The organism is Pseudomonas sp. XP2 (assembly GCF_053557975.1).
In genome coordinates, this window is the sequence record NZ_JBNRIK010000022.1 from 82610 (window position 1) to 104600 (window position 21991).

The 21991-nt window shown below is 61.8% G+C and carries 20 protein-coding genes; 4 read left to right on the forward strand and 16 right to left on the reverse strand.

Annotated features, from left to right (window positions below):
• The coding region (locus ACK1VC_RS21385) for a glutathione S-transferase (protein ID WP_449118038.1) at window positions 1-639 on the reverse strand (639 nt) is incomplete at its 3' end.
• A gap of 148 nt (window positions 640-787) precedes the next feature.
• Between ACK1VC_RS21385 and ACK1VC_RS21390 the strand changes: the two genes are divergently transcribed.
• A complete protein-coding gene (locus tag ACK1VC_RS21390) occupies window positions 788-1090 on the forward strand; it encodes a hypothetical protein (protein ID WP_016484338.1) in 303 nt (100 codons plus the stop codon).
• 69 nt (window positions 1091-1159) lie between these two features.
• Window positions 1160-1405, forward strand: coding sequence for a TIGR02647 family protein (locus ACK1VC_RS21395; protein ID WP_016484337.1), 246 nt, complete (start codon window positions 1160-1162; stop codon window positions 1403-1405).
• 115 nt (window positions 1406-1520) lie between these two features.
• Here ACK1VC_RS21395 and ACK1VC_RS21400 read toward each other — a convergent pair whose 3' ends face one another.
• Window positions 1521-3464, reverse strand: a complete 1944-nt coding sequence (locus tag ACK1VC_RS21400) for an FTR1 family protein (protein WP_016484336.1) — start codon at window positions 3462-3464, stop codon at window positions 1521-1523.
• Window positions 3465-3700: 236 nt separating this feature from the next.
• Here ACK1VC_RS21400 and ACK1VC_RS21405 point away from each other — a divergent pair, with 236 nt between their 5' ends.
• Entirely contained in the window at window positions 3701-4156 is a 456-nt protein-coding gene (locus ACK1VC_RS21405) for an REP-associated tyrosine transposase (RefSeq protein WP_016484335.1), read from the forward strand.
• Between the two features lie 136 nt (window positions 4157-4292).
• On the opposite strand, the gene ACK1VC_RS21410 is transcribed toward ACK1VC_RS21405, so the two are convergent.
• The 8 genes from ACK1VC_RS21410 to ACK1VC_RS21445 form a co-directional block, all read right to left on the reverse strand.
• On the reverse strand, window positions 4293-4544 hold the full coding sequence (locus ACK1VC_RS21410; RefSeq protein ID WP_016484334.1) for a DUF3077 domain-containing protein: 252 nt from the start codon (window positions 4542-4544) through the stop codon (window positions 4293-4295).
• Window positions 4541-4801 (reverse strand): hypothetical protein, encoded by a 261-nt coding sequence (locus tag ACK1VC_RS21415; RefSeq protein WP_016484333.1) that lies wholly within the window; start codon window positions 4799-4801, stop codon window positions 4541-4543. The genes ACK1VC_RS21410 and ACK1VC_RS21415 overlap by 4 nt, the downstream gene beginning before the upstream one ends.
• A gap of 436 nt (window positions 4802-5237) precedes the next feature.
• Complete coding sequence (locus tag ACK1VC_RS21420) at window positions 5238-6656, reverse strand: efflux transporter outer membrane subunit (protein WP_060518120.1); 1419 nt, start codon at window positions 6654-6656, stop codon at window positions 5238-5240.
• A complete protein-coding gene (locus tag ACK1VC_RS21425) occupies window positions 6653-7528 on the reverse strand; it encodes an efflux RND transporter periplasmic adaptor subunit (protein WP_016484331.1) in 876 nt (291 codons plus the stop codon). The genes ACK1VC_RS21420 and ACK1VC_RS21425 overlap by 4 nt, the downstream gene beginning before the upstream one ends.
• Window positions 7525-7737, reverse strand: coding sequence for a DUF1656 domain-containing protein (locus ACK1VC_RS21430; protein WP_003255905.1), 213 nt, complete (start codon window positions 7735-7737; stop codon window positions 7525-7527). Before ACK1VC_RS21430 ends, ACK1VC_RS21425 begins: the two co-directional genes overlap by 4 nt.
• Window positions 7734-9821, reverse strand: coding sequence for an FUSC family protein (locus ACK1VC_RS21435; protein ID WP_102689386.1), 2088 nt, complete (start codon window positions 9819-9821; stop codon window positions 7734-7736). The genes ACK1VC_RS21430 and ACK1VC_RS21435 overlap by 4 nt, the downstream gene beginning before the upstream one ends.
• Complete coding sequence (locus ACK1VC_RS21440) at window positions 9818-10270, reverse strand: MarR family winged helix-turn-helix transcriptional regulator (RefSeq protein WP_060518123.1); 453 nt, start codon at window positions 10268-10270, stop codon at window positions 9818-9820. Before ACK1VC_RS21440 ends, ACK1VC_RS21435 begins: the two co-directional genes overlap by 4 nt.
• Window positions 10271-10513: 243 nt before the next feature.
• A complete protein-coding gene (locus ACK1VC_RS21445) occupies window positions 10514-11308 on the reverse strand; it encodes a tetratricopeptide repeat protein (protein ID WP_023047948.1) in 795 nt (264 codons plus the stop codon).
• Window positions 11309-11514: 206 nt separating this feature from the next.
• Between ACK1VC_RS21445 and ACK1VC_RS21450 the strand changes: the two genes are divergently transcribed.
• A complete protein-coding gene (locus tag ACK1VC_RS21450) occupies window positions 11515-12072 on the forward strand; it encodes a WYL domain-containing protein (RefSeq protein ID WP_016484326.1) in 558 nt (185 codons plus the stop codon).
• 103 nt (window positions 12073-12175) lie between these two features.
• On the opposite strand, the gene ACK1VC_RS21455 is transcribed toward ACK1VC_RS21450, so the two are convergent.
• The 6 genes from ACK1VC_RS21455 to ACK1VC_RS21480 form a co-directional block, all read right to left on the reverse strand.
• Window positions 12176-13039 (reverse strand): ABC transporter permease, encoded by an 864-nt coding sequence (locus ACK1VC_RS21455; RefSeq protein ID WP_016484325.1) that lies wholly within the window; start codon window positions 13037-13039, stop codon window positions 12176-12178.
• Window positions 13040-13053: 14 nt separating this feature from the next.
• Window positions 13054-13917: an ABC transporter ATP-binding protein gene (locus ACK1VC_RS21460; protein ID WP_016484324.1), complete on the reverse strand. Its 864-nt coding sequence runs from the start codon at window positions 13915-13917 to the stop codon at window positions 13054-13056.
• A gap of 6 nt (window positions 13918-13923) precedes the next feature.
• Window positions 13924-14943, reverse strand: coding sequence for an ABC transporter substrate-binding protein (locus tag ACK1VC_RS21465; RefSeq protein WP_060518129.1), 1020 nt, complete (start codon window positions 14941-14943; stop codon window positions 13924-13926).
• Between the two features lie 17 nt (window positions 14944-14960).
• Window positions 14961-15860 (reverse strand): TauD/TfdA dioxygenase family protein, encoded by a 900-nt coding sequence (locus tag ACK1VC_RS21470; protein ID WP_095116566.1) that lies wholly within the window; start codon window positions 15858-15860, stop codon window positions 14961-14963.
• Between the two features lie 199 nt (window positions 15861-16059).
• Window positions 16060-16401 (reverse strand): hypothetical protein, encoded by a 342-nt coding sequence (locus ACK1VC_RS21475; protein WP_016484321.1) that lies wholly within the window; start codon window positions 16399-16401, stop codon window positions 16060-16062.
• A 170-nt stretch (window positions 16402-16571) separates the two neighbouring features.
• Window positions 16572-21991 (reverse strand): immunoglobulin-like domain-containing protein (locus ACK1VC_RS21480; RefSeq protein ID WP_449118039.1); only part of this gene is annotated, 5420 nt, incomplete at its 5' end.

The following is a 21991-nucleotide window of genomic DNA, read 5'->3' on the forward strand; positions in this document are numbered from 1 at the left end:
CTCCATGAAGGCCGGCATCGACGCTTCCTTGTCCGCCACGATCCGCGCCATGTGCGGGTTCTCGCCCATCAGCTGCAGCAACGCCCTGGCCTGCGGGAAGTCCGCCAAAAAGTCGATGTTCAGCACTTTCTTGCCCACCGCATAAGCCAGGTCGACCGAGAAGCAGAACATCAGGTCTGCCAGCGTCAGCTGCTCACCCGCCACATAGGGTGCAAAGCGCCCGTTGCGTTTGAGGGTGGCAAAGCCGGCCAGCAAATCGGCACGCGCCTTCTCTTTGACCAATGGCTCAACCGACATGCCAAAGAACGACTCGGCATAGCAAGTACGCGCCGGGAGCTCGATGTACAGCTCGATTTCCTTGAGCAGTTCGCGCACCTTGGCCTGCCCGAACGGGTCGGCCGGCAGCAGTGCCTTGCCGCCCTGAGTCTGTTCGATGTAGTCGAGGATTACACTGGTTTCGCTGAGGAAGCCGTGCTCGGTCTGCAGCACCGGCACCTTGCCCCGTGGGCTCACTTCCAGCGCCTGTGGCGCCTGGCCGCCATAGAAGGTGACTTCTTCGAAGGGCAGGCCTTTTTCCAGCAGGGCCAGCTTGACCATGTTGTAGTAGTTGCTGACCGAGAATCCATGAAGCTTGAGCATGAGGTAACAGCCTCCAGGCCGTAAGGGGTTGGCTGGGCTTTTATAGACCGTACGCCTGTTCCTGACCAGCGTCATGCACCTCGTCAATGCCCGGACATTGCCGGTACAGGCGTGGCACACTGTGCATCCCACCACAGGAGTACCGCCAATGAGCGAGCCCACCGACATCGACAATGACGACGACGAAGCCTTCGCCGAGGCAACGCTGACCCAGGCCATCGAGAACCAGATCGAAAGCGGCGAGCCGCCGGCAGCCAAGGCCACTTTCAACAAGCTGACCCTGGTTGGCTGGGAACGTGAAGACATTCTCAACCTGATGGCCCATGTGCTGGCCTTCGAAATTGACAACATGCTGGTGGAAGACCGCGCGTTCAACGGCGAGTGGTACGAGAACGCCCTGCGGGCGCTGCCGGAGCTACCCCCTGAGATGGATCAAGGCGAGGACGAATAACCCGACTACACTCGAAGGTCAGGCACCGCAAGCGGTGCCGCCATCCTTGTCTGGAAGTCAGGAGTCGCCATGTCCTTTACCCCCGATCTGATCGCTGAACTGGAAGTACTCGCGCTGTTCAAACACGACAGCAGCCAGGAAGGCATCAAGATAAACAGCAACGCCGCCCCTGCCCTGGTCGCCGCTGCGCAACGCCTGCATGAAAAGGGGCTGACCGATCAACCCGATGGCGGCTACCTGACCAGCCTGGGTCACGACGCCGTTGACAGTGTCCAGCTGCTGCAGAACATCCTCAAGGCGCCACAACCGGCCTGAACCCAGATCACAAGGGGCTGCCATGCAGCCCATCGCCGGCAAGCCAGCTCCCACAGGTATTGCACATGGCTTGAAACGGATGCGGTCGGGGTGGGGGCCGCAGCGCGGCCCCCGGTCAGTTGGCAGTAGCCCTGCGCTTTTCCACCAGCCACGAGCGCCCATACAGGAACACGATGGCCAGCAAGGCCACCGCCTGTGCCGACAGCGAGTAGGCATCAGCGTGAATGCCCAGCCAATCGAACTCGAAGAACGCCACCGGCCGTGTGCCCAGCACCCCGGCTTCTTGCAGCGCCTTCACGCCATGCCCGGCAAACACCACCGACAGCGCGCACAGCAGCGCGGCGTTGATGCTGAAGAACAGCGTCAGCGGCAGCTTGGCAGAACCGCGCAAGATCACCCAGGCCAGGCCCACCAGCAGTACCAGCGCCGTGGCGCCACCCGCCAGCACCGCCTGGTGCCCGGCAGGGCCGGCCTGTAACCACAGGGTTTCGTAGAACAGGATCACTTCGAACAGTTCGCGGTACACCGAGAAAAACGCCAGCATGGCAAAGCCAAAGCGCCCGCCGCCGCTGACCAGGCTGCTTTTGATGTAGTCCTTCCAGGCGGCAGCGTGGCGGCGGTCATGCATCCATACACCGAGCCATAGCACCATCACCGCAGCGAACAGCGCCGTGCAGCCCTCCAGCAGCTCGCGCTGGGCGCCGCCCACATCGATCACATAGGCCGCCAGCGCCCAGGTTGCGAAACCGGCAACCAGCGCCAGCCCCCACCCGATGTTGACGCTGCGGACCGCCGACTGCTGCCCGGTGTTACGCAGGAAGGCGAGGATCGCCGCCAGCACCAGAATCGCCTCCAGGCCTTCGCGCAGCAGGATCAGCAAACCGGAGATATAACTCAGCGACCAGCTCAGGCCATCGCTGCCCAACAGCTTCGCGGCCTGGCCGAGCTTGCTCTTGGCTTCGGCCAGACGCTGCTCGGCCTGGGCAACGGGTAGCCCGTCCTGCAGCGATTGGCGGTAAGCCATCAGGGATTTTTCGGTGTCCTTACGCGCTTGGGTGTCGATGTTGTCCAGCGAGCTTTCCACCAGCTCGAAACCTTCCAGGTAGGCCGCTACCGACAGGTCATAGGCTTGGTCGTGGTCACCTGCGCGGTAGGCCGCCAGGCTTTTGTCCAGCGTGCTGGCGGTGTATTCGAGCAGTTGCGCCGGGCCACGCTTGACTTGCGGCGGCTGGGCACGCTGGGCACGGAACGCCTCCACGACCGCGCTGCCTTCGTTAGCGGCGACTTCGGCCGGAGTCTGCCGGGCCAGGTCGGCAAGGTTCCAGGTCTTGTCGCCCTTGCCCGCTTCCGGCTTGGCGGTGAAGCTGGCGATGTACGCGGCCACGTCCCAGCGCTGGCGGTCGTCCAGCTGGTCGGCAAACGACGGCATTTCGGTGCCGTCGATGCCCAGGGCCAGCGTATTGTAGAGGTCGAACAGGCTCAACTGGTCCAGACGCGCGACATCGCGCAGGTTGGCGGGAGCTGGCTCCAGGCCCACGCCAGCGGGGCCGTCGCCTGCGCCTGCGTCGCCGTGGCAGATCGAGCAGTTTTGCGCATACAGCGCAGCGCCGCGGGCCGGATCCGGGGTAATCACCGGGGCTTGGCTGACCTCGTAGGCCACTGCCAGCCGCGCGCCCAGCTGGCGGGCCTGCCTGGCGACAGCGGTGCCCTCCTGACGCTGATCAATGGCCTGGCGTAACGTCTGGACGCCCTGCTCCAGGGCGGCTTGCTCGGTATTTGCGGGCAGGGCTTTGACCAGGTCGGCCAATACCGCGCTGAATTCCTGTTGCTCGCGGTATTCGCCCTCGTCGATCACCTTGCCGCCTTGTACGGTCGGCGGGTAGTCGGCGCCGATGTAGTCCAGCAGGTGCAGGGCTTTGCCGGCCTCGGCGGGGGACTCGGCCAGCGCCAGGGTGCTGCACAGCGCCAGCACCGGGCCGAGCAATAAAGCCGGTAACCAGGCAAGCAGACGTGAAGGGGTTTTCATGGCCAGTCTCGAAGGGAATGCGAAAGAGAACATTGTTCACTCCGACTTGCCTTCGCTCAAGGGTCCTGGGCGGATTTCATGAAAAATCTTGCTACAAATCAGATCACAAGTATTCCGCCGCCCTCAGAACCTGCGCTGATCAGTGGGGGCAGGCTTGCCGGCGATGGAGGCCACGCCGATGTCACAGGAAACACTGGGTACCAATTGAGTAATCGTCAATTGAGCCATCGTCACTAGTCTGATGGGCAAACCAACAGGGGGCAGGGAACATGGATCGTCCCCATTCAAACCAGTTACGGCTTGGCCGGTTTTCGGAAACCAGTTACTTGTATCTGCTTACCAGCACAACCCATGGCAGGGCACCGATTTTCAGTGATTTTCACTCGGCCCGCTTGCTGGTGGCTGAGCTGCGTCAGGCTGAAGAGGAAGGTGCAATCAGATCTTTGGCTTGGGTAGTGATGCCTGACCACTTTCACTGGCTAGTCGAGCTTGGTCCGGGCAGCCTGAAGCGCTTGATGCGCCGGGTTAAGTCCCGTAGCACCATGATGATCAACAGGCATAGCGGACGAAGCGGGCGGCTTTGGCAAAAGGGGTTTCATGACCGGGCTTTGCGCCGGGAAGAGGATGTGCAGACGGTGGCACGGTATATTGTTCTGAACCCGAAGCGAGCGGGTTTGGTCGCGAGGGTTGGGGATTATCCTCATTGGGATGCGATTTGGGTTTGATGGGACGTTGCCTGATAGTGCCCTATCGCCGGCAAGCCAGCTCCTACAGGTGACTCACGAGGCTTGAACGAAGTGACGTACCTGTGGGAGCTGGCTTGCCGGCGATGGGCCGCGCTGCGGCCCTGGTTTTTGCAGGCTATTGGAGAACCTTGTTCAGTCCCCGCTCCATATCATCGATCAGTGCCTTGGCCATCTCGCTGAGTATCCGCGCAGCGCTCCCGGCAATGCGGTCGTTTTCCATTTCCGCCTCGGTAGTGAGGTGGCGGATGCAGCCAAGTAACACTGACAGTTGGGAGAATGCGTGATTGAACGGCACATTGGGCTGCAGGCGAAACAGGTCAAAGGTTTCCATGCCAACGGTGGAAGTGTCTCTTGGGTCGTTGCTCATCGCTTGTCCCCTTGCCGTACATGATCGGACAACGCATTGATCACGGCGCACAGCACACGAATGTTCATGCCCATGGCGTTGCGCGTGGCACCCGGGTCGTTGGCGAGCAGGACAGTGGTGGTTTGCTCGATGCTCAGGGTTAGGGCGCTGGTAAGCAGCTTGCAGTCATCGATGCTGAGCGGGTCGACGAGTGACAAGTTTGGTGGGTCGAGTAGGAGCAGATCGGTGAGAGGTGGGTCGGGGACGAGCTTTTTCATAGTTGATTCCCTTGTGGATTTCTATGAACTGCACTCCTTCTCGTCTCACGGATTAGGGTGGCAGTCGTGCGAGGGGTGAGACCCGGGCCACAGGGAAAACCCGACCAGGCTAAAGCCTGCCCGCGCACGACCGCCATGAAGCGGTGCAGCTCTGTATGGCCGGGGGTCTCAATCCCGATCGCCTTGCAAGGCGACCTGAGGACGTTATTCCCGGAGCACATTCCAGCCAAGTCAGCGCCATCCGACAGCGGTCGTAGGATAATTCCACAGGGATTCAAAACTGAAGCATTTGGTTTCAAGTTCGGAAATGTCTTACAGCTCTAGAACCTAGGCGAGGGCTCTGCCCTCGATCGCCGGCAAGCCAGCTCCTACAGTGCTCCACAGTTCTCGAGGCCTGTGGCTCAGCTGGGGGAGCTGGGTTGCCGGCGATTGGGCCTCAAGGCTTGGCGGTGTCCTTCCAGCCACCACCCAGCGCCAGGAACACCCCAATCTGCCCCATGGCTACCTGACTATTGGCCGCTGCCAACTGCGCACGCATGTCGGTATAGGTGCGCGTGGCCTGCAAATCCGCCAGGAACGACTCACGCCCTGCCTGGTAGTACCGGTGGGTCTGGTCTGCGGCTTCCTTGGCCGATTTTTCTGCCTCGGCCAAGGCATCACGCCGGTCCAGCAGGGCGCTGTACTGGGCCAGCCGGGTCTGGGTTTCGCGAATGGCATTCAGCACCACGCCATCGAAGTTCGCCAACGCCGCCTGGGTAGAGGCTTCGGCCATGCGAATACGCGCACGGGTGCCGTTGGTGGGGATGGTCCAACTGATCTGCGGGCCGAAGCCCCAGCGGTTGGTAGACGGCTCGCCGAGGTTCTCCAGAATGCCGATAGTGCCAACCTGGGCACCAATGCTGATGTCCGGGTACAGCGCCCCGGTGGCCACACCGATGTAGGCAGTGGCAGCAGCCAACTGCCGTTCGGCCTGACGCACGTCCGGGCGGCGCTTGAGCAGGGCCGCGCCATCGCCCACCGGCACCAGCTGATTCAGGTGCGGCAGCTCGGCACAGTCGACGGTGCCGGCAGGCAGCTGATCCACTGGCTTGGCCAACAACGCAGCCAGGGTGTACATACCCGTCTCGCGCTCGGCCTTGAAGCGTGGCAGTTCGGCGCGCAAGGATTTGAACTGGGTCTGCGAGCGGGTGACCTGGGTTTCATCACCGCGGCCGGCATCGCGCAGGCGCTGGTTGAGCGTCACGCTCTGTTCCTGCAGGTCCAGCGACTCGCGCGCGATGTGGAGTTCCTCGTTGGCCGAGCACACCTGGGTGTAGGCCTTGACCACATCCGCCACCAAGGTGATACGGGCAGTATCGGCAGCGGCCTGGACCGCGTCGGCATTGGCCTTTGCGGCCTCGGTGCCGCGCTTGAAGGTGCCCCACAGGTCGAACTGGTACGAGGCACTGATGATGGCCTCGCCAATGTTGGCCACCGGTACCTTCTCCGGCTGCAGGAAGGCTTCGCCCGACTCCTGCAACCGCTGGGCGCCAAGCTTGACGCCACCGTTGAAGCCCCCTTGCGACTCGGCCACCTCAACCTGGGCGCGGGCCTTGGCGATGTTGGCAGCCGCCACGCGCAGTTCGGTGTTGGCACTCAGGGCCTGACGTACCAGCTCGTTCAGGCGCTGGTCCTGATAAAGCTGCCACCAGTCCTCGGGCACCGGTGCCGATACAACGCTGTCGGCATCCTGGCGTAGCGGGCCGCTCAGGTCGCTGCGTTGCACCGCCGCGTCCTTGGGCAACTCATAGTCGGGCCCTACCATCATGCAGGCCCCCAGCGACAGGCACAGGCCGGCCAGGATCAGCTGTTTCATGGGCGCTCGCCCTCGATGATCGACACCGTGGCGGTGCGCCCGGCAATCATGCGGAAGTCTTGCGGCACTTCATCGAAGGCGATGCGCACCGGAATACGCTGGGCCAGACGCACCCAGCTGAACGCCGGGTTGACATTGGGCAGCAGGTTGGCGCCGCTGCTGCGGTCACGGTCTTCGATGCCGGCGGCAAAGCTCTGCACATGGCCGCGCAGACGGGTGTTGTCGCCCATCACGCGAATGTCCACCGCATCGCCAATGTGAATGCCACCAAGCTTGGTTTCCTCAAAATAACCATCGACATGGTACGAGGCGCTGTCGACCACCGACAGCACCGGGCGGCCGGCGGTAACGAATTCGTGGTTACGCGGCGCGCGGTCGTTGAGGTAGCCGTCCACAGGGCTGCGCACCACCGAACGGTCGAGGTTGAGCTGGGCAGTATCGACCGCCACCTGCGCCTCACTGACGGCTGAACGCGCGCGAGCCTCGCGCGACTGGCTTTCTTCCAGTTGCTCGGCGGCCACCAGGTTACCCAGCTTGCGGTTGCGCTGCGCTTCACGCGAAGCCTGGGCCAGGGTTTCCTGGCGCTCGCCCAGCGTCGCCTTAGCCTGGCGCAAGGCCAGGGTGAAGCGGTCCTGGTCGATGGTGAATAGCACGTCGCCGCGTTTGACGGTCTGGTTGTCGCGCACCTCGACTTTCTGGATCAACCCCGACACATCAGGGGCGATCTGGATCACGTCGGCGCGGATGTGGCCATCGCGAGTCCAGGGGGCAAACATGTAGTACACCACCATCTGCCACACGAGCACGGCGGCGAAGGTCACTACCAGCAAGGTCAGGACCACACGGCCCAAGGTCAGCAAAGGTTTTTTCATGGCAGCATCAGGTTTCGGCAAAAGTGGTCCACCGCGCCAAGCAGCACGGCATACAGAGCAACGTTGAACAACGCCCGGTGCCAGACCAGGCGGTAGAAATGCAGGCGCACCAGCACCGCATGCACCCCCAGGAACAACAGGTAGGTGCCAAACATCATCACCAGCAGCGTGGGCAGAAATACCCCGCTGATATCCAGTTCACCAATCACAGGGGCGCTCCGTCGAGCCCAGGGGGCAGTTGCGGTTGTTCGGCGGGTTCGAGCATCACCTCCACACCCGGCAACAGCGCCAGCCGCAGGCCGCTCAGGGCATGCAGCAGGTGGGTGCGGGCATCGCCGCGCTCGTACAGCTCGTCCAGGTTCAGCGCCAGGCGTGCACGCTCCATGTTGCGCAGCAGCGCGGCCGGAGCATGCAGGCGTTCACCGGCATGCAGGCAAGCGGCGTAGTGCGCGCCAACTTCCTCGACCACCGTGTTCAGGCGCTCGCGCGCCTGCTGGCCGGCGCGCGGCATATAGGCCAGCAGGTCGAGCAGGTTCAGCCCCACACGCAGGTCACGCAGTGCCACGCCGCTGTCCTGGCCGGTTTGCGACAGCCGCGGCAGGTGCTGCATCAGGCGGTCGAGCATCTGCACGCCAACCTGACGGTGTTCGGCCAGGGTCGCCGGCTCGGTCATTTCAACGATGTCGCGCCAGGCGAAGCGGGTCATGCGTTTGGCCGCCAGCTCCACGCCGAAGGGGCGCATGACCAAGGTCCAGATAAAGGCGAACAGAAGGCCTGCAGGGCCGGCAAGGTTGGAGTTGAGGAAGGTGAAGAAGTCAGCGTCGTAGGCGCCCTGGATGCTGATGAAGGTCGAGGTGTTGACGATGGTCAGCAAGGTGCCCAGGTAGAAGCGCGGCTGTACGGTCAGGGTGCCTATGCAGATGAACGGCACGGCAAAGGCCAGCACCAGCATCGGGAAATCGTGCAGGTTGGGCAGCACCAGGAACAGGTACAGGCTGGAGAAGATGACCGACATCAGCGTCCAGAAGAAGAACCGGTAAATCTGTGGCGCAGGGTCGTCCATGGCGGCGAAGAAGCTGCACGATACTGCAGCGAGGATCACAGCGCTGGCGCCGTCGTTCCAGCCCAGGCCGATCCACAGCCCGCAGGCGACCACGATCGCCAGTACGGTGGAGGCCACCGAGTACAGCATCAGGCCGCGGTCGAAGAACGCCGTCAGCCGGCCCAGCCGCCAGTGGCGGTACACCGCGCGCCAAGGCTTGGCATCGTCTGTACGCAAGGCGTGCTGCAGGGTGCAGCAGTCCTGCCATAAGTCGGCCCATTCGGTCAGGCGGTACAGGGCGTTGGACAACAGCAGCTCGGCGCGCTGATCGAGGGCGGCGGCACCGGGCTGCAGGCGGTCGATCTGCTCATGCAGCGCGGTCCAGCGCGTTACCGAAGCGCTGTCAGCAGTGCCTTTTAGCCATTCGCGCGCGGCTTCAAGCACGGGTTGAAGCTGGGCGAACTGGGCCGGGGCACGGCCCTCCAAGGCCACAAGTGCGTCGTCGAGCGCATCAATGACCGGCAGCAGGTGAATCATCCGCCCACGCAGTTCGCGGGCATTCTTCAAGGTATGGGGGCCGGCGCCTTCGTGGCCTAGCTGGCCGATCATCAGCTCCAGCGAGTTGAAGGTGGCGACCATCGACCCGCGCATGCCACCCACCTTGTCGGCACTCGCTTCGCGGGCCAGGTAGGTATCGCTGTAGCGGATTGCCTCGTTGAACCAGTTCCCGGTGGCACCCACCACCACAGGGGCCAGCCGGCGTGGCCAGAAAATAGCGCCAACCACGGCCGCACAGACGATCCCCAGGCAAATTTCCTGAGCGCGGGAAGAGGCTACGTCGAATACAGCCAGCGGGTTGTCGACTACTGCCAGGGCGATCATCGGCAACGTGTAGCCGGCCAGCATCAGCACGTAGTTGTTGGCCGTGCGCAGGTTCAGCGACAGGAACAGCAAGGTGCCGGTCCACAGGGCGATGGCGATGCTCAACAGCAACGGCGATTGCACCAGCGGCGGCACCAGGAAAATCGCCCCGCCGGCACCCAGTAACGTGCCCACTGCGCGGTACAGCGCTTTAGAGCTGGTCGGGCCGACGAACGGGCTGGAGACAATGTACACCGTGGCCATGGCCCAGTAGGGGCGCGGCAGTTGCATGAGCAAGGCGATGTACAAGGCAATCATGGAAGCGGCGAAGGTACGCGCGCCGTAGAACCAGTCGCGGGCCGGGGGTACCGAACTGAAGAAGCCGTTCATGCCACCCCGCCCGTACTGCCCAGGCCGGCAGCTTCGAAGGCGCGCAGCACGCGCAAGGTGGCGTCCAGGTCGGCCTGGTCGATACCGTTGAGCACATCGCGGCGCAGACGCACCAGTTCAGCTTCGATGGCTTCGGCCAGGGCACGGCCTTCGGCGGTCAGGCTCAGGGCCTTGGCGCGGCGGTCCAGTGGGTCCTCGCTGCGGCACACCAGGCCGGCCTTGCACAGTTGGTCGAGCAGGCGCACCAGCGATGGGCTTTCCAGGCCGGCGGCCTGGGCCACCGCCACCTGGTGCACACCGTCGCCCAGGCGCACGATCATCAGCAGCGGCGCAGCGCAGGCCTCGGAAATACCGTAACCGGTCAGGGCGGTATGGCAGATGCGCCGCCAATGACGGGCGGCTACCACCAAGCCACTGCTGACTTGCAGGCGCAGGAGATCAAGGGACATGAAGGGAACCAAGGATATTCATAGTTTGCTAACTATCAATATACGCCTTGCCCTCCCCCTGTCGTCAACAGTGGGCGATGAGGGGTAAGGATGAATTGTTGTTCATGATGGGCTTTGTGTCTGCCTGTGCTGGCCTTATCGCCGGCAAGCCAGCGCCTACAGGTACTCCACAGATTCTGAAGGCTGGGATTCCCTGTGGGAGCTGGCTTGCCGGCGATAGGGCCGGCACAGGCAGCAGAAATTTCAGGGCTGGATCTGGTCTTCCAGCTTCATGGTCAGTGCCAATGTGCTGCCCATCTGCACCGCCCGGTCCCGCCATTCCTGGTACCGCGCCGCATCACGGCTGCTGAAGTGCACCGCCAGCTCCTCTGCTGCCTGCACCACCCCCGCCGCAGCCGCCAGCTCCAGCCAATAGAGAGCGGCCTTGAGGTCGGCCTCTACGTACAGCCCGTGCATCAACCTGTAACCCACCTCGAAGCGGCAACGCGCCTCGCCCCGCTCGGCCCCGCGCATGAACCACTGGTAGGCCTGTACCAGGTCGACCTGCCAATCAAGGTCGCCATCGCACACCTCCTCCTCATACAGGTCACCCAGTGCTGCGGCGGCATGCAGCATGCCCCGTTCGAAGGCCTGTCGGTAACACTCCGCCGCCTGCACGTAGGAAGGGTCGATACCTTTGCCAAAGTAATGCTGCTGCCCAAGGTTGAACCAGGCCGCAGCATTGCCCTGCAGGGCTGCCATGCGCAGAAGGTGGCCGGCCAGCACGGTATCAGCACGCCAGTACTTGCCGTTGAGCCAGATCCAGCCGAGGTCGTTCAGCGCCGCCACGCTGCCTAGCAACGCCTGGCGACGCAAGTCGGCATATACGGCCTGCAGGTCGCTGGCCTCATCCAGGCGGTTGACCAGCATCGAGCGCTGGCTGGGCAACCCCACACCGGCAAACAGCCGCTGTCGCCTCCCGACCGGGGCCGGTGGCGCAATGACCCGCTCGGGCAGAAGGCGGGCAAGCAGCGAATGGATATTGCTGGCAGCAGACATGTTCATCCTCATTGAACGACGCACAACCCAACCTTCGGCTGTGATGAGGCGTGATTCTGCGTGACGTCACGTCAAAACCTGTCGCGAACGATTCGGTACATGGCAACCAAATGCGAGTTCCTTGATCTGAGCAGGCTGTGGCCAATTGCCATACAACACGCGTGCCGCCATCCTATTGCGGCAAGCCTAGACAAGGACGTTACATTTTGCCGTTCGCCACCACTCGCGCCACTCTCAGCCGTCAGTGGGCACTGCTGCGCCAGCTGCCCAGCCGCTCCCCAGGTATTACCAGCGCCGAGCTTGTCTGGGGGCTGCGCGATGTGGGCTTCACGGTCAGCAAACGCACTGTAGAGCGCGACCTCAATGAGCTGTCGCTGATCTTTCCGCTGGAACGCAATGACAAGAGCATCCCGTTTGGCTGGCACTGGTCAGCGAGTGCGGTGGGTGAGTTGCGCGGTAACTTCGATTTGCTGACGCACCTGCGGGGGGATGCGTTGCAACCGGCGAAGGGTGAGGGCGTGGAGCTGGTGGCGCGAATCAGCGATGCACTGGCGCGGCAGTTGCGCGATGCGCCGTTGAGCAGCGACATGCAGCTGACGGCGCTGGAGCATGGGCATCGGTTGCGGGCCACGGTGAGTGACGGTTGGCCATTGCGCTGGTGGCTGCTGAGCCATGGGGATGGGTTGGTGGTGGAGCAGCCTTCAGTATTGAGGGAAGAAATTGGCAAGATCCTGAGCAATGCGGCAGCTCAGTACCTGACTTGATAGCTGTACTGGCCCTATCGCCGGCAAGCCAGCGCCCACAGGTACTCCACAAGCCTCACGACCCGTGGAGTACCTGGCTTGCCGGCGACAGGGCCAGTGCAGGTCAGCGCTGCATGCCCCAACGCCGCACGGTCAGCCGCTCCAGGGTGTTGAACACCAACCCTTCCACCAGCAAACCGATCAGGATCACCACCGCCAACCCGGCAAATACCTTGTCGGTATACAGCTCGTTACGGTTCTGGAAGATGTACCAGCCCAGCCCGCCTTTACCGCTGCTGGCCCCAAACACCAGCTCGGCGGCAATCAGGGTGCGCCAGGCAAAAGCCCAGCCGATCTTCAGCCCCGACAGGATTGATGGCAATGCCGCCGGCACGAGGATGTGCAGCACCAGTCGTAGCCCTTTCAGGCCATAGTTGCGACCAGCCATGCGCAGTGTTTCCGAGACACCAAGAAAGCCCGCGTAGGTATTCAGCGCCAAGGCCCACAGCACCGAATGCACCAGCACGAAGATCAGGCTGTTGTCGCCCAGCCCGAACCACAGCAAAGCCAGCGGCAGCAGGGCAATGGCTGGTAGCGGGTTGAACATCGAGGTCAACGTGCCCAGCAGGTCCCGGCCCAGCTGGGTCGAAACTGCCAGGCTGGTCAGGCCGAAGGCCAGGACGATGCCCAGCACGTAGCCCTTGAGCAGGATCACCAGCGACACGCCAACCTTGGCCGGCAGTTCACCACTGATCATGCCGTCCCACAGCGCTGCGGCAGTTTGTACAAAGCCAGGCAATAGCAGGTCGTTGTCCTGATAGCGGGCGACGGCCTCCCACAGCACAGCGATCACCAGCAGGATAACTGCCTTGCGCAGCCAGCCTTGCTGCCACAGGCGCTGGGCCAACGGCAGTTGTCGTTCCAGAGGCACACTGAGCAGGGGCTGCAGCTGCACCTCGTATTCCTGGCGTACAGGTGTAGTGGTCATGGCTGAAGCTCCTGTCAGTAGGCAATGCGAATAGCGTTGAAGCCAATGTCGTTGGGCTTTTCCGGGGTATCTGCCTCATCAAACAGCAAGCGGTGGATACGCCGGGCACTGGCCTGGAAGTCGCTGCCACCCAGGCTCGCAAGGTCGTACTGATGGCTGTGCACTTCAGCCCGCACCCGCCCCGGGTGTGGCGAAAGCAGCAGGATACGGTTGCCGACCACCAGCGCCTCCTCGATGGAGTGGGTCACGAACAGCAGGGTAAACCGCACTTCCTCCCACAGCAGCAACAGCTCTTCCTGCATCTTGCGCCGGGTCAGCGCATCAAGGGCGGCGAACGGCTCATCCATCAACAGGATCTTTGGCTGCGTGGCCAAGGCCCGGGCAATCGCCACGCGTGCCTTCATGCCGCCCGACAAGGTATGCGGATAGGCATCGGCGAAGGCGGCCAGGCCAACCTTCTCCAGGTAATGCAGCGCCCGCTCCTCGGCATCGGCGCGCTTGAGCTGGCCCGACACCAGCAGTGGGAACATCACGTTCTGCTTCACCGTTTTCCACGGCGGCAGTTGGTCAAACTCCTGGAACACCACGATGCGGTCGGGCCCGGGGCCACGGACCGCTTCGCCCTGCAGCAGAATCTGCCCTTCCTGCGGCTGGATGAAACCGGCTACGGCTTTGAGCAAGGTGGACTTGCCGCAACCGGAGGGGCCCAGCAGCACAAAGCGGTCGGCACGGTCGACTTCGAAGCTGACCTGGTGGGTGGCCCGCACCACGCGTTGTGCGGTGCGGTATTCGAGGCTGAGGTTATCCACCTTGAGCAAAGGCGGCGTTGCGACACGGCTCAGGTTGCTGGCCGTGTGGCCTGGCAATGGGGCGGTCATGGTCGATCAGCTCCCCTGCAGCGGGCGTTCATCCTGGAAGAAGTAATCCTTCCACGATTCCGGCTTGTGCTTGATGGCGCCGACCCGATAGAGAAAATCGGCCAGCTTGTAGGTGTTCTTTGGCGTGACGGTGAATTCGTACTGCGGGTTGTCGATCAGTTTGATCAGCGCGTCGCGGTCGATCTTGGCCTTGGTCACACGGATGTAGGTGTCGGCGGCAGCGGCCTTGTCTTTCTGGGCGAAGTCTGCGGCTTCGGCCAGGGCGTCGACGAAGGCCTTGTAGGTTTTGGGGTTGTCCTTGCGGAATTTCTCGGTGGCAAACAGCAAGGTCGGCGAGTTGGGGCCGAGCAGGTCATAGCTGTTGAGCACCACGTGCACGTCTTTGTTGGCCAGCACTTGGTCCTGGAACGGTGGGTTGGAGAAATGCCCGTTCAGCTCGGTACCGCCCGCCAGCAACGCGGCGGTAGCATCCGGGTGCGGTACGGCGAGGGTGTATTTGTCGAGGCGGTTGTATTCCTTGTCGCCCCACTGCTGGGCCGCGGCGTACTGCAGGAAGCGCGACTGCACCGAAACACCCACCGCTGGCACAGCGATGCGGTCTTTGTCGGAAATGTCAGCGATAGTCTTCACGTTGGGATTGCTGCTGACCAGGTAGTACGGGAAGTTGCCCAGCGAGGCCACCGCCTTCACGTTCTGCCGACCCTTGGTGCGGTCCCACACAGTAAGCAGGGGGCCGACACCCGCACCGGCGATGTCCACCGAGCCGGACAACAGTGCGTCGTTGATGGCCGAGCCCCCCGACAGCTGAGCCCAGTCGACCTCGATGTCGATGCCCTGCTCCTTGCCGTGCTTTTCGATCAGGTGCTGGTCACGCACCACGTTCAGCAGCAGGTAGACGATGCCGAACTGTTCGGCAATACGGATCTTGCCTTCGGCCTGGGCCACTGCGGGGGCGGCCAGGGTGCCGACGACCAGGCTCGCGCCCAGGCCGATGCTTGCCGCCAGGCGGCTGATGGATTTGCGCATGAAGATGTCCTCAGTCGTCAGAACGGGGCGTCGCCCTGGATGGTGGTGCGGTACAGCTTGCGTCGCAGGTGTGCGGGGCAGCCGGTGGCCAGGTGGATCAGCGAGCGGTTGTCCCAGAACACCAGGTCGTGGGGCTGCCATTGGTGGCGGTAGGTGTTCTGCTCCAGCACGCTCAGGGCGTATAGCTGTTGCAGCACGTCGCGGCTTTCGTCGTCTGGCAGGCCAATGATGCGGGTGGTGAACCCTTCACTGACGAACAGTGCCTTGCGGCCGTTTTCCGGGTGGGTGCGCACCACGGGGTGAATGACTTCCTGTACCTGCGCCAACTGTTCGGCGGTCAGGGTCGGGCGCCAGTTGCCTTCGAATTTGGTCTCGCCGTACCGGGCGGTGTAGGAGTGAGCAGCACTGCGCCCCTCGACTATCTTGCGCAGGGCGCCGGGTACGGCGTCCCAGGCTTTGTGCATGTCGGCGAACAACGTGTCGCCGCCTTCGCTGGGCAGTTCCTGGGCATGCAGCATGGAACCGAGGCTGGGCAACGCCTTGTATGACAGGTCGGAGTGCCAGAACTTGCCGGCATCACCCAGGCCGATGTTCTGGCCGTTTTCGATGATGTTGGAAACGATCAGGATCTCGGGATGACCTGTGAGCAGGAACTGCTTGAGCACATGAATTTGCAGCTCGCCAAAGCGGCGGCTGAAGGCTATCTGCTGTTCCGGGCTGATGCGCTGGTCGCGAAACACCAGCACATGGTGGTCGAGGTGGGCGCGATGGATACGGGCGAAATCCTCGGCGTTGACCGGTTTGGCCAGGTCCAGGCCGTTGATCTCGGCGCCTACGGCACCGGAGAACGGGCGGATTTCGAAAACTTGCGGCTGGGCGCTGTCGATGGTCGACAAGGCGTTCGAGGCGGCTGACATTTATCACTCCCACGCAGTGCGCGACTTCAAGAGCGCGCAACGATCAGAAACGCACGGGGATTTCCCGTGTGGGTTCAAGTCGTGCGGCGCATCGATTGGTCGACGGGTACGCAGTGGATGTGACTATAAAGTCATAAGTGCGATATTTTAAATACCTTTAAAGAATAACCATATCACGGTCGCCGGGGCTGCCCAGTTGTCAGATCAGCCCGCCCTGCTCTTCTTCGTCGATCAGGTTGTTAAGGCTGCTGAGCGCCTTGCGCGCGGTGGAGCGGTTGAGCAGCTTGGCCTGGGCGCCGGCGGGCAAGTCGGTGATCTTGAACACGCCCTTGGCGGTCAGCACGTCGATGAGGTCCTCGAGCACGCGGATCATGTCCAGGTCGCTTTGCTTGAGCTGGTTGAGGCTGTTTTCCACGACGTCATCGGCAAACCATTCCTGGATATCGGCATGGTCGGCGGGGAGCATTTCGGTGAACTGGTCAAAAGCGGCTGCTTCTACCCGCAGCAACTGGCCGGTGGCGTCGCGTTGCACGTAGAACATGGCGGTGTCCCTCGTCACGTTGGTTCCTTGTTGGTAGACAGCAGCATAGGCAAAGATCGCCAGGCGCGCAGGCCCGGCGCCAGAGTATGCGCTGTCAGCAGATTGCGGGAAAGACCCGTGTGGAAGCGGCCTTGTGTCGCGAAAGGGCCGCAAAGCGGCCCTCCAGCGCATCAGCTGTCTTTGTTGTGGATGATGATGGTCGGGTCAGCACCGCTGATCAACGAGTTGATCGTGGTGTTGGACCAGTTCACCCCTTCCAGCTTGATGGTCACGTCGGCGTTGGCGATACCACCTGCGGCGTTGAGCTTGCCTTCGCTGCTGACTTGCAACGTGGTAGTGCCTTCCACCGTGGTGAGTTTCAGGTAGTTGTCGATCGTGCTGCCCTTCTCACCTTGCAGCAGATCGCTCAGGTCGATCTTGTCTTTCTCGCCTACCTTGAAGTCCTTGATCACGTCGTTGCCGTAATCACCCGCCTTCCACACGAAGGTGTCGGCACCGCTGCCACCGATCAGGATATCGTCGCCGTGGCCACCGATCAGGGTGTCATTGCCAGTACCGCCCAGCAGGATGTCATTACCCCGGCCACCATCGAGCGTGTCGTTACCACCTTGGCCGAAGAGGATGTCGTTGCCGTTGCCGCCGGACAAGAAGTCCTTGCCATCGTTGGCACCGGAGATATCGAACTCGGTGTAGTGCTCGGTGATGTACTGGTGCACGTTGCTGGTGGTAACAGCGCTGGCTTCGACACCGCTCTTCTGCGCAACGTAAGTCTGCAGGGCCTGATACCCCTCGCTGACGACACCATTGAGGGTGATCAGGTCACCGAAGATGATGTCGTTGCCGTTGCCGCCATCGATGCTGTCTGCACCTGGCAGCGTTGCCTCGGTATGCCCAAGGATTGCGCTGGCCAGATTGGAAGGATCGATATTAGTCTGCGGCTTGCCGGCACTGTCATAGGGCTTCAGGTCGGAGAGGCTGACATCATCGTTCAGTCCAATCGCCTGCACCTTGCTCAAGCCTTGCAAGGTAGTGCTGCCGCCCAGCAGCGTGAAGCTATCAGTCGTATTGGATGCTGAATCGGACCAGTTCGAGCTAGTCCCCCTACCTGTGCCACCCAGGCTGGAGAACTCATACGTGCCGTCCCCTTGGGCATGAATGGTCCCCACAGTCTCTGTGGAAGTTACACCCCAGCTGCCCCACCAGTTGTAGCCATACGTCGATACCTTGACAACGCCAGCACTGCTGATGTCGACCTTGTGAGTCGAATCGGCCCATTCACTGAACGTGCCCCCAGCTTTGTAGTTATTGACATTGACTACTTCGTCAAGCGTTTTGCCACCAGTCCACAGGCGTTTATCGGTTACTTCATTTCGCTGGTAATAGGTCGGCTTACCGTCGGTGATGAAGTACGTCAGGTTCTCTGCACCGGTATTGCTGATCGCAACTGTGCTCTTGAAGAAGTTGGCCGTGGTCTTGAAGGCATCTTCGTAGTTGGTGCCACCACCATCATCCCCGCCTTGCATCGACTTCAGGACCGCTTGCAGGTCATTCAAGGCGTTAAGATCGGCCAGGTTCACAGCAACGTTCTTGTTGACCTGCGTGTCGAAGTCGACAAGGAAGATGTTGACCGTACCCGAGGTGTCCGAGCCCAGGCTGGCTTTCAAGGTGGCAAACACAGACGCCAGCTGGGCCTTGGCTGCGGCAATAGACGCATCGGTCATGCTGCCGGAGCTGTCGACGATGAACGCAATATTGTAGTTCTTGCCCGCCACCACGTTCAGGCCCGACACGTCGGCGACGATGATGTCGTTGCCTTCGCTGCCGGTCAGTGTGTCATTGCCCGAAGTACCCACGCTGGCCTTGTAGGTTGCGCCGTACACCGTCACCGGGATGTTGCCGGTGGTGATGGCCGAACCGCCCAGGCTTTCGGTGGCAGTCGAGGTGACCGTGATGTCGAACGAGCCTTTGTAGTAGGTCGGTGGGGTGAGGGTAAGGCCGCTGAGTTTCCAGCCGGTCACATCCACCGGTGCGCTGCCTACTGTGACCGTGTGGCCTGCACCATCGCTGAGTACAGTGCCTTTCGGAATGCCGCTGAGGCTAACGTTCAGGGTTTCGGAACGGTCGGTGTCGGTCAGGGCAGTATTAATACCAACCAGTTTCACCGAGCCACCTTCCGGCCCTTCGTTCAGTTTGTAGCCATCGTAGTAGCTCTGACCATTCACGGTGTGCAGATCGGACACGCCCAAGCCGGCGTTGGCCATCTCGGTCACGTTCTGATACATCTTGATGTTCGAGCTGCTCAGGTCAGTGACCGCACCCGAGCCTACCTGGATGTTCAGGTCATAGCTGCCTGGACCAGACTGGTTGGCATGGTAGACCTCGATCGGGTAGTAGCCGCTGGTGTTCGGGGTGAAGGTACCCGAAACCTGGCCACCGGCACCCCAGGTGGCCGTGACCACCGTCTTGCCACCAATGGTGACCACGAAGCTGTCGTCGGCGGTACCGCTGAAGGTGTAGGTCTTGCCGGCTTCCAGGTAGATCAGGCCCGACGTTTTCGAACCGGTGCCAGCAGTGACGCTGCCATCGGACTGCACGTTGGTAGTGGTGCTGCTGGAGTTGGCATTGCCAGAGTTGGCAAATACCGTCTTCAGGTCCTCACCGGTAATGCCATTGCCGCCAGTACCGAGGCCTTTGAGGCTGGTCCAGACTTCTTTGGTCAGGCCTTTGGAGTCGATATCGGCGCTGCCGAAGCTGAGCGTCGGTTTGTCGGCTACCGGGCTGATGTCGACCTTCATGGTCACTTCTGTGCCCAGGTTGGTGCCATCGTTCGGCTTGTACTTGAACTGTGCGTAGTCAGCCTTCTGGTTACCCACGCCATTGCCACCGTAGTTATCCGAGCCCGACTGGTTGAGAAGCGGAACGAATTTCAGGTTCTTGGCAATGATGTCAGCCTGGCTCACCACCTGGCCAACGGTCACATTCACCCAGGCAGTACCGTTGAAGAACTGCAGGTTGCCGGCACCAGGGATCGAAGTAATGGTCACGGACAGACCGGTGTTGCCATCGGCATCGGTGACTTTGAAATCACTCCAGGCGAACACGTAGTCGGTGTCTTCCACGCCAAACACCGCGCCACCAGGTGAAACCGGCAGGTTGTCGTTGTCGAGGATGGTGGTAGTCACGCTCGATTTACTGCTATCAACCTGCAGGTTCTCGAAGTTGCCACCGGTGGCAGTTTCGATCTTCACCACGAAGTTCTCGGTACCTTCGACCAGCTTGTCGTCGATGGTAGCGATGTTGAACGTGGTGCCTGTGCTGTTGGCCGGGATCTTCACAGTGGTGACACCGGTGAAGTCCTCACCGTTTTTGGCGGTGCCGCTGTAGCTGAGGGTGATCGTGACTTCGGCCTTGGAGGCGTGGGTCAGGGTCAGCGTGTAAGCGCCAGTTTCGCCTTCGGTGAGCGAAGTGGTGCCGGTAATACTGACCTTGGCAATATCACCTTGGCCACTTGGCTCGTCACTTACCGTGGTGCTGACGGAGTTGGTACCTGCCACAAGGTTTTCGAAGACCTTGTCGCCAGCGACAGCAATGCCGGTGATCGACTTGGTAATGGTGTCCTGACCGCCCGTATAAACATCATCCGGGGCATTGATGCTGAAAGTGCCAGTCGCCGAGCCCGGGTTGATGGTGACCTGAGTGCCACCGGTCAGGGTGACGGTCACACCACCGTGGCCAGTCACCGGCAGCTTGGTGTCTTCGCTGATCAGGGTCACGGTGTAGGTGATCTTGCCACCTTCGACTACAGCGGTGTTATCCACCGACAGGACAGCGGTGACTTTGCTGATGGTGTCGGTGACCTGAACGGTCGCCGGGGTACCGATCTGCAGGTTCTCCAGCGGCGCACCGGTGACGGTGGCCTTGTCGATGCTGACGGTGATCTGGCCCTTGTCGATGAACACGTCATCGCCCTGGGCAGGCGCCGAAATGGTTTTGGTGGTTTCACCAGCGGCGAACACCACGGTTTCACCGGTGCTCAGCAGCACGGTCAGCGGTTTATCGATGGCTTGGTTCAGGGTGAGCTTGAAGGTCGGCGCAGTCGCTTCGTTCACCGACTCGGTGACTGGAGTGATGCTGACTTTCACCAGGTTCCCGGCGCCGTTCGGCTCATCGCTGACAGTGGTGGTCACTGGCGTCTTATCGGTCACCAGGTTTTCGAACTTGGTGTCACCCGAGACCGAAATGTCGGTGATCGACTTGGTGATCGCAGGCTGGCCACCGGCATACAGGTCGTTCGGTGCAGTGACGAAGGCGGTACCCGAGGCCGAGCCGGCCGGGATAGTCACGACCGTGCCGCCAGTCAGGGTCACGGTCACACCACCGTGGCCGGTCACTGGCAGCTTGGTGTCTTCACTGATCAGGGTCACGGTGTAGGTGATCTTGCCGCCTTCCACCACAGCGGTGTTATCCACCGACAGGACAGCGGTGACTTTGCTGATGGTGTCGGTGACCTGAACGGTCGCCGGGGTACCGATCTGCAGGTTCTCCAGCGGCGCACCGGTGACGGTGGCCTTGTCGATGCTGACGGTGATCTGGCCCTTGTCGATGAACACGTCATCGCCCTGGGCAGGCGCCGAAATGGTTTTGGTGGTTTCACCAGCGGCGAACACCACGGTTTCACCGGTGCTCAGCAGCACGGTCAGCGGTTTATCGATGGCTTGGTTCAGGGTGAGCTTGAAGGTCGGCGCAGTCGCTTCGTTCACCGTGTCGGTGACCGGCGTGATGCTGACTTTCACCAGGTTCCCGGCGCCGTTCGGCTCGTCGCTGACAGTGGTGGTCACTGGCGTCTTATCGGTCACCAGGTTTTCGAACTTGGTGTCGCCGGTGACCGAAATGTCGGTGATCGACTTGGTGATCGCAGGCTGGCCACCGGCATACAGGTCGTTCGGCGCAGTGACGAAGGCGGTACCCGAGGCAGAACCCGCCGGAATAGTCACGACTGTGCCGCCAGTCAGGGTCACAGTCACACCGCCGTGGCCGGTCACTGGCAGCTTGGTGTCTTCGCTGATCAGGGTCACGGTGTAGGTGATCTTGCCACCTTCGACTACAGCGGTGTTGTCCACCGACAGGACAGCGGTGACTTTGCTGATGGTGTCGGTGACCTGAACGGTCGCCGGGGTACCGATCTGCAGGTTCTCCAGCGGCGCACCGGTAACGGTGGCCTTGTCGATGCTGACGGTGATCTGGCCCTTGTCGATGAACACGTCATCACCCTGGGCTGGCGCCGAAATGGTCTTGGTGGTCTCGCCAGCGGCGAACACCACGGTTTCACCGGTGCTCAGCAGCACGGTCAGCGGCTTATCGATGGCCTGGTTCAGGGTCACCTTGAAGGTCGGCGCAGTCGCTTCGTTCACCGTGTCGGTGACCGGCGTGATGCTGACTTTCACCAGGTTACCCGCACCGTTTGGCTCGTCGCTGACGGTAGTGGTGACCGGCGTCTTGTCGGTCACCAGGTTCTCGAACTTGGTGTCGCCGGTGACCGAAATGTCGGTGATCGACTTGGTGATCGCAGGCTGGCCACCGGTGAACAGGT

Coding starts and splice junctions, on each gene's coding strand:
- ACK1VC_RS21435 (WP_102689386.1), bottom strand. CDS start 9,821: ATGAACGGCTTCTTCAGTTCGGTACCCCCGGCCCGCGACTGGTTCTAC.
- ACK1VC_RS21395 (WP_016484337.1), top strand. CDS start 1,160: ATGTCCTTTACCCCCGATCTGATCGCTGAACTGGAAGTACTCGCGCTG.
- ACK1VC_RS21420 (WP_060518120.1), bottom strand. CDS start 6,656: ATGAAACAGCTGATCCTGGCCGGCCTGTGCCTGTCGCTGGGGGCCTGC.
- ACK1VC_RS21470 (WP_095116566.1), bottom strand. CDS start 15,860: ATGTCAGCCGCCTCGAACGCCTTGTCGACCATCGACAGCGCCCAGCCG.
- ACK1VC_RS21390 (WP_016484338.1), top strand. CDS start 788: ATGAGCGAGCCCACCGACATCGACAATGACGACGACGAAGCCTTCGCC.
- ACK1VC_RS21445 (WP_023047948.1), bottom strand. CDS start 11,308: ATGTCTGCTGCCAGCAATATCCATTCGCTGCTTGCCCGCCTTCTGCCC.
- ACK1VC_RS21460 (WP_016484324.1), bottom strand. CDS start 13,917: ATGACCGCCCCATTGCCAGGCCACACGGCCAGCAACCTGAGCCGTGTC.
- ACK1VC_RS21475 (WP_016484321.1), bottom strand. CDS start 16,401: ATGTTCTACGTGCAACGCGACGCCACCGGCCAGTTGCTGCGGGTAGAA.
- ACK1VC_RS21455 (WP_016484325.1), bottom strand. CDS start 13,039: ATGACCACTACACCTGTACGCCAGGAATACGAGGTGCAGCTGCAGCCC.
- ACK1VC_RS21440 (WP_060518123.1), bottom strand. CDS start 10,270: ATGTCCCTTGATCTCCTGCGCCTGCAAGTCAGCAGTGGCTTGGTGGTA.
- ACK1VC_RS21415 (WP_016484333.1), bottom strand. CDS start 4,801: ATGAAAAAGCTCGTCCCCGACCCACCTCTCACCGATCTGCTCCTACTC.
- ACK1VC_RS21400 (WP_016484336.1), bottom strand. CDS start 3,464: ATGTTCTCTTTCGCATTCCCTTCGAGACTGGCCATGAAAACCCCTTCA.
- ACK1VC_RS21405 (WP_016484335.1), top strand. CDS start 3,701: ATGGATCGTCCCCATTCAAACCAGTTACGGCTTGGCCGGTTTTCGGAA.
- ACK1VC_RS21425 (WP_016484331.1), bottom strand. CDS start 7,528: ATGAAAAAACCTTTGCTGACCTTGGGCCGTGTGGTCCTGACCTTGCTG.
- ACK1VC_RS21410 (WP_016484334.1), bottom strand. CDS start 4,544: ATGAGCAACGACCCAAGAGACACTTCCACCGTTGGCATGGAAACCTTT.
- ACK1VC_RS21465 (WP_060518129.1), bottom strand. CDS start 14,943: ATGCGCAAATCCATCAGCCGCCTGGCGGCAAGCATCGGCCTGGGCGCG.